The sequence below is a fragment of the Paenisporosarcina sp. genome, assembly GCF_049671445.1.
Classification (GTDB): Bacteria; Bacillota; Bacilli; order Bacillales_A; family Planococcaceae; genus Paenisporosarcina.
Window position 1 is genome coordinate 1 of the sequence record NZ_JBATUX010000090.1, and the last position, 6839, is coordinate 6839.

General features: G+C 36.0%; 5 protein-coding genes. All 5 read right to left on the bottom strand.

The window, feature by feature from the left end:
- Positions 1–1306 (bottom strand): hypothetical protein (locus WBG45_RS11515; protein ID WP_424414692.1); only part of this gene is annotated, 1306 nt, incomplete at its 3' end.
- A gap of 13 nt (positions 1307–1319) precedes the next feature.
- Positions 1320–2165 carry an ABC transporter permease gene (locus tag WBG45_RS11520; RefSeq protein WP_424414694.1) on the bottom strand — a complete coding sequence of 282 codons (846 nt, stop codon included), beginning with the start codon at positions 2163–2165 and terminating at the stop codon, positions 1320–1322.
- Entirely contained in the window at positions 2162–3097 is a 936-nt protein-coding gene (locus WBG45_RS11525; protein ID WP_424414696.1) for an ATP-binding cassette domain-containing protein, read from the bottom strand. Before WBG45_RS11525 ends, WBG45_RS11520 begins: the two co-directional genes overlap by 4 nt.
- Positions 3094–5511: a hypothetical protein gene (locus WBG45_RS11530; protein WP_424414698.1), complete on the bottom strand. Its 2418-nt coding sequence runs from the start codon at positions 5509–5511 to the stop codon at positions 3094–3096. Before WBG45_RS11530 ends, WBG45_RS11525 begins: the two co-directional genes overlap by 4 nt.
- A gap of 345 nt (positions 5512–5856) precedes the next feature.
- Positions 5857–6839 (bottom strand): acyltransferase (locus WBG45_RS11535; protein ID WP_424414699.1); only part of this gene is annotated, 983 nt, incomplete at its 5' end.

Consider the following 6839-nt stretch of genomic DNA (forward strand, 5'->3'; position numbering starts at 1 on the left):
CTGAAGATCCTTCTCCCATTTTTCCACTATCTACTGTGGAATCACTAGATCCACCAAGTCTTGATGGTACAGATAATAAATCTCGACTACCTGAACCCAGTCCACCTTGTAAACCGCCCGCTGACTGTCCTTGACCGCCTTGTCCTTGACCCTGTCCTTGTCCTTGACCTTGTCCTTGTCCTTGACCTTGGCCTTGGCCTTGACCCTGTCCTTGTCCTTGGCCTTGGCCTTGACCCTGTCCTTGGCCTTGAACTTGACCTTGAGCTTGACCTTGGCCTTGTCCTTGACCTTGAGCTTGACCTTGAGCTTGGCCTTGTCCTTGAGCTGGACTAGAAGGAGTTTGATTGCCGTTCGATGCTTGACCTTGACTAGTTCCTTGTGATCCAGTCTGGCTGCTATTTTGGTTTGAGTTTGATGGATTTGCTTGCCCAAAAGCTGTTTCATTTGAATTATCAGATGTTTTCCCTAATTTACTTAACGCTGTTTGGGTTTCTCCTGCCTGATCTGCAAGATCTTTTGTCGCTGCTGTCAAAGCAGCTAATTCTTCTTTTTCAGATGCCGTTAAGCCGTTTTTACCGTTTCCAGATTTGTTAGCAGCCTGCTGTTTTGCAAGCAATTTTTGTTCGCGTAATTGAAGTTCTTTCTGTTTTTTAACTAACTCACGAAGTGCTTCTTCGGTCGTTTCTGTTTTTGCTAAATTCTTTTCTAATTGCTGAAGTTCTTTTTTTAACTTCGCAGGCGCAGTTTTCTTTATCGTTTTTGCTACTTCTTTTTTCATTTTCTCCACTACTTCTTTTTCCATTTCGATGTCTTTTGCGAGTAATTGAGTCGTGGATGGGAAAGCAATTAATGCAAGTAGTAGAACACTCGCTACTCCAATACCAATAAGAGATTTGAAACGCCATAAATGTTTTTTTCGCAGTTTGAACAAATCAAAAGAAGGGTTTACTGTTTGTGCTGTTTTTTCACGCAGAGATTCTAGTAATCCCGATTCATCTCCACCAGCATGCAAGGAAGTCAACAATATGTTTTCAGGAAAGTATTGATCAAATTGATGCAGTGATGACGAATACGAAGGTTTGGTCATTACTCCCCAAGCGAAGAGTCCTACAAAACCTAATGCTCCTGATCCTAGAGCCCATAATTGGAAATAAGGAAAGACAAATAACCGAGATGTACCGTATACAATGACAGTAAGAATAAATCCAAAACTAAGTGCTGTTTGCAGAACTCGAAACAGATGTTCACTAATCAAACGACCATGAACTTTATTGACAAACTGTAGTATTCTCGCTCGGTTATTCATGTCTTTAGCCTCCTTATTTTGTTCGTTTCATATTGACACGTAATTTTTTAATTGAAATTGCAATAGCGGTAACAGCTAACAATAGATAAAAAATAGTGTATCCAGCCCATACCGGGAACTCAATTTTCGTTGCTTCGCTTACCATGTTCTCAGTACTTGGATTTAATAATGTGAATATTAATATTCCTGGATTAATACTAGCCCAAAAATGAGCAAGTGGTAATGGATTTGTTGTAATTCCTTGACCCATCATGTTTACTTGAACAGCTATCATAAAGAAAAATGCTGTAACTCCTGCTAGAAAAATCATCGTTCCATAAGTAGCAATCATTGATACAATCGTCTTCCTAGTTATAGTGGAGAACATCACGCCGATACTGCCCACAGTAAACATGGTTAAGAAGAAGAACAAGAAAATCAAACCTAATTGTCCTGGTGATATCCCACCAAATAAGAACACTAAACTATAAATTGGTAATCCTGCGATTAACATAAGCACTAAAAATGCTATAGACGAAGACAATTTCCCTAAAATAATTTGCATCGAACTTTGAGAAGTTGTCAATAGAATATTCAATGTTTGTTTTTCTCGTTCCGTACTTATGGTCCCCGCAGTTAATCCTGGAGTAATAAACAAAATTAGCCCCAGCTGAATATATGTGAGTAAACCAAATAAGAAGAAACTTTCCTCCGGTCTAAAAAATCCAGTTCCGCTAAACGCTGTGGTTAGAAAAATAAAACCAAATACGAAAATGCTCATGGCAATTAGGTAAAATAAGATACCTATAAAACTCTTCATCGACCTGAAGCGGAGCTTAACTTCTTTGACGAGTACAGGATTATTAACATTCACTCTCATACAGTCTCCACTCCTTTTGTGATTTCCATAAAGACATCCTCTAAATCCGTTTCTTGTTCTGCAAATGACAAAATGAATAAATTTTCGTCTAAGGCATGTTTTAATAAACGCATTTGATCATCTTCTGAACCTCGGTATTTGAATGTAATAATATGTTTGTCAGGAAATTCTTCAATACCGCTAACAAAAGGATCTTCTTCAAAGTAACGAACAGCTCGATCAGTCAAACCTTTTAATTTAACTGTAATTAGTCGTTCTCCTTTTAATTGAGCTTGTATATCTGATACTGAACCATGCGCGATAAGTTTACCACCGTCAATTACCCCAATCTCATCACACATTTCAGCTAGTTCAGGTAAAATGTGTGAAGAAATAAGTATAGTTTTACCCATGCCTTTTAATTGTCTTAAGATATCTCGCATCTCTACACGCGCACGTGGATCTAGTCCAGAGGCAGGTTCATCTAAAATCAACACTTGTGGATCATGAATCAATGCTCTAGCTAAACATAAGCGTTGTTTCATTCCTCGAGATAGTAAATCTACATACTCATATCTTTTATGTGATAAGTTCACTAGTTCTAAAAGTTGTGGAATGAGTTCTTTTCTTTTTGCTTCTGGAATTCCATAACTTGCACCATAAAAATCTAGATATTCATCCGCTTTCAACTGATCATATACACCAAAAAAATCTGGCATATAACCGATAAGTTTACGAACTTCATGAGAATCAGTTTTCACACTTTTCCCATTAATAAACGCATCCCCAGCGGTTGGTTGTAAAAGAGTAGCTAATATAGAAAATGTCGTAGATTTCCCAGCTCCATTGGCTCCTACAAACCCGAAAACAGTGCCTTCACTTAACGTTAAATTCAAATCGTTTAAGGCATAAAATGAGCCGTATTTTTTGGTAAGCCCTTTAATTTCAATCATTTTTGGACCTCCCCTTTTAAACGCAATTCTGGTAAACGTGTATAGTCATCGCCATTTGAAGCTTGTTTGTTCACTTTAAACTGAACTTTCCCATCGCTTGAAATGTATTGTTCAACATTTTCCTTAATTGAAAATCTTCCGCTGTTTACTTCTTCAAAAGCCTTTTTAGAAACATTATAAATTTCAATAGTAATCGAAGAAGTATCTGTATTAGCAAGTTGTAATTCTGTCCATTTCACTTTATCAAGTGGGACATTTTTAGGTATTTTCCATTCATACGAATACATCCCGCTCGACATTATCCATTCAAACTTACTTTCGCCCATTTGCTCATAGTAACCTGTTAAATCTTCTGGAATAACATCAATTTCTAAGGACGTTGCTGGGAGTGTGAATTCCCCACTAAAAATAGTCTCAGGAGAAAACGATTGGTATACGACATTGATTGCAGACATTTCAGCCCGAGAATCCGTTAATTTTATCGGAACTATTGGATCTTCTGTATGTGCAACAATCGCGGGTTCGGTAGATTGATTACCCCTCATTTGTGACATACGTATCAAACTGTTCTTACGTTCGATTGGTAAATCACTAGCATTCATCGTTGTGGAATACCCCATGTTTTGAGAGCTTGTAGGCACACCGATGGGTAATAAAAGGGCGGAACCAATTGGCTCATTGACTTGAATAGATTCGTTTGGTCCTAAATCACCAAGTTCAATCATTTTTGTACCTGACCAAATGGCAACATCTTTAAGTGCAAATGGAAACTCATTCTTAACAGTCCCACGAACAATTCCGCTCTCAACCGTCAAATCAATGACAAAGTTTCCAACATCCTTAATTGAAGACTCTCCAAGAACAGAAGAAACAGACCAATATCCAACATCACGCACAGTTAGTTGATCACTATTTGCTTGCTCCTGCAATATTGACATAGCCATTGCACTTCCAGTAGAATTCCCTGAAAATGAGTTTCGTCGAGAAGAAACCATTGTTGTTCCTTCTTCCGATTCAAATGTGAAATCACCACTTCGGTTAGACAATAAAGTTTCTACATAGTACCCTGAAAGACTTTCATCTTCTTGTACTTCATAAAAACTTACTTGCTGAATTTGCGGTCGAACGAGACGATCTTTCGCTCCATAAGCGAAAATTGCTGCAGAAGTAACAATCGAAATAGCCGGAATAATCCACCAAGCATGTTCACGCTTATCTTTTCTCTTTAATAAGAAATACAATAAAGGTCCAATCAAAATAATATAGATGATAACAATGCCAATCATTAATGGAGTTGAGACTTGAAACGATGGAAATAATTCATTTGTTTGACCCACTTCGTAAGTCATTTGTTCTTTAAAATTTTCCCCATAATTCATATTCATTTGATTTACAGAACCGCCATTTGCATTCTTCATAAATTCCGATAGTAGGAATGTGTAATTGGCTTGTTTTGACAATGGCTCGTCACCTAAAGAAAAAGCCGTTTGGATAATGGCCCCAGTACCTATAGATTTCATAGCTACGACTGCATCGTTTTCAGATTTCAAAAGAATCCGAGAACCATCATTAACTTTAGAGCCAAAAAATGATACATCTTCTGTAAATTCTTTGTTGCTAGCAAAAGCAGTTAATGTCTCGGCTTTTAATGTTTTTCTTTCATCCGACAATGTTAATGGTAATTGCTCAGACAATAAGCCTAGTTCTGCACTTGTATTGTTAGATGCACCCACAAGTATTATCCCACCTGTTTGAACCCAGTTTAGAATAGCTTGTTGTTGTGCCTCTTCTAAATCAGCCAACACATACTCATCAATGACTAAATAATTAGCAAGGTCATATGCTGCTTTATCAGTAGGAAATTGATAGTCTTTTATTTGTCCTAAATGGATAATTTGAGAGCCTTCGCCAATTCCTGATAATTTCATCGTGGATAAAGCCCGCAATCGATCTGCGCTTTCAGATAATGTTAGTAAAAAGATGGTATCCGGACTAAATGAAGAGGTTGTGACATTTTTATTACCTTTATAAGGAATGTCTTTTCCTTCTTTCCAGCCACCTTCGTAAAAATAGAACATCTGATAGGTTGAGTTATAATTCATCTCTTCAGATAATCCAGGTAAAGCTAAATTGAGTGTTTTAGTTTCTCCTTTTCCAATGGTCAGAGGAATTGCTTTTGCTGATCCAACTCCATATGATTCGGAATAATCAATGACTAAATCCCCAGAAAATTCATCTCCTGAATTTACCACGGTAATTGTAAGAGGCAATCCCTTCCCATATTTAATTTTATTTTGATAACCAGCGGTCGCTTTGACGTCCAGCGAAGGTGCTGCAGATGCTTCTGTTAATGGGATAAAACTAAATATTAATAAGATAAGTAATGCGAAAAACCAGTGAATATTTTGCTTCATATTCCTTCCCCCCTTCTCTCTCTATTTATTAGTACGAACTATCTAGTTATTAAGTTGCAAGAAATCAATTAAATATTATAATTTTTAGTTAAGTTCTGAAAAAAGTATTAAAATAATTTCTTTTAGTGAATCGATGCCACAACATAAATACAATATGCCCTGTTAAATCGATGCGCCATTTATCTTCCACTTGGCTCATTCGGAGGATTGCCCGCTCACCCACGAATGGGTGCAGATTCCTTCTTTTTTATAAAATTAAGCGAGAAAGTAAACAAGCCATAAAAAAAAGAAAAAGACATTCTAATTTCATGAATGTCTTTTTCTTATAATAATTAAGCAAATTTTTTATGGAACTATGTTTTTCAAGACAGGTATTTTTTGAATAATAAATGTAATGATCGCACTCATAATAATTACGATTGCAACATTTATAGGAATACCAATGATTGGATGAATGTGATCCCAAACTTTTCCAATTATCGCGGACAATAGAGTATTAAGAACCAACAGGTGGACTAAGTAGATACCAAAGCTAGCTTGGCTAAACCAATTTAGTTTAGAATTAATATCCTGTTTCGCTTTAAACAAAATGTCTTTAAATAAAGTGAATATCCCTACTGATATCATGAAGACAGTAATCGAATGATATTCATACCAATACTGATCAAGTTTTCCATCGTTATTAGTTGTACCGTAATAGGTTAATAAGAATGTTCCTAACAAACCAATGACCAATGCAATTTGGGAAAAAATAATATTTTTCTGAGTTATTTGATATTTAAATAAATAATATCCCAATACGAAATAACCGACAAATTTTGTTACAAAAAACAGCTCAATTGAAAAACTAAATCCAACAAGATAAACCATAAGTTTTAGAATAATTGAAGCAAATATCCATAGCCCTAAAAAATACTCTACGTCTCTCTTTGTTGCATTTCGAACAAGAATTTTCAATAGAGGTGTAATTAAATATAATCCTAATATTGTATACATAAACCAAAGGTGGCCAGCAAGACTATCAGTAGAAAATTTATATATAAACTCTTTAATTGAAAAAACTTTAGAACCGTTATAAATCATTACAACATAATAAATGAAACTCCATGCCACCAATGGAATCACTATTTTACTAAGTCGTTTCTTTAAAAATTGAGTTGTTGTAAGCGGGCGATTGTCATTTAAAAGAAGAGCACCACTTATCATGATAAAAATAGGGACTGAAGCTCGAGAAAGTGTCTCATAGAAATTCCCTGAAAACCAACCAAATAAATCCGTTTTAAATGTATCTTCCGAAACTTTCATTGCCGAAACATGGATAGCTACAA

Coding starts and splice junctions, on each gene's coding strand:
- WBG45_RS11520 (WP_424414694.1), bottom strand. CDS start 2,165: ATGAGAGTGAATGTTAATAATCCTGTACTCGTCAAAGAAGTTAAGCTC.
- WBG45_RS11530 (WP_424414698.1), bottom strand. CDS start 5,511: ATGAAGCAAAATATTCACTGGTTTTTCGCATTACTTATCTTATTAATA.
- WBG45_RS11525 (WP_424414696.1), bottom strand. CDS start 3,097: ATGATTGAAATTAAAGGGCTTACCAAAAAATACGGCTCATTTTATGCC.